Consider the following 839-nt stretch of genomic DNA (forward strand, 5'->3'; position numbering starts at 1 on the left):
CGGCTGAGCGTTTGTCGCTGACCCCGCCTGCGGTGTCGATGCAGATGAGACGGCTGAGTGAGGGATTCGGCGCGCCTCTGTTTGAGAAATCGGGACGTTCGGTGATCCCGACCGAGGTTGCAACGGCCTTGGTGCCCTATGCCGAACGCATGACCGAAACGCTCGCCGAGGCGGTCGATGTTGTGCAGATCATGCAGGGCAAACTGGACCACCGCGTGCGGGTGGCGATGGTGACCACCGCCCGCAATTTTGGCCCACATCTGCTAGCGCAATTTCAGCAGGAACACCCGGAATGCGATCTGCAGTTCAAGATCGCCAACCGGCGCAGCGTGATCGAGATGCTGGATACCGATCAGATCGACCTTGCGCTCATGGGTCGCCCTCCGCGCCGGATAGAGACAACGGCACATCAATTCGCCAAACACCCCTATGTTTTGATCGGCCATCCGGATCATCCGCTGGTGCGCTCCAGCCGCATCCGACGCTCGGACTTGCCGCATCATCAGTTCATCGTCCGCGAGCGGGGGTCGGGCACGCGCATGGTGCATGAGTTCTTTTTCTCGGACTCGGGCCTGCCGCAGCCCAAGGCGCAGGAAATGGACAGCAATGCCAATATCAAACAGGCGGTCATGGCGAATATGGGGCTGGCCTTCATCTCGGCTCACACGATCGCGCTGGAGGCGATGGCCGGAAAACTGAAGATCCTGAATGTCGAAGGCATGCCCGAATATCGCGATTGGTTCGTTCTGCATATGCGCAACAAACCACTACGTCCGGCGGCGCGGTCTTTTCGGGATTTTGTGGATCAGAAAGGCCCGGCCTTCATGGAGGATTTCTTC

Annotated in this window: 1 protein-coding gene; it reads left to right on the plus strand. The window is 59.5% G+C overall.

Features of this window, described 5'->3' with window-relative positions:
• Positions 1-839 (plus strand): LysR substrate-binding domain-containing protein (locus ACR0E6_RS21960; protein ID WP_480587322.1); only part of this gene is annotated, 839 nt, incomplete at both ends.

It is taken from the genome of Ruegeria sp. AP12 (assembly GCF_056540025.1).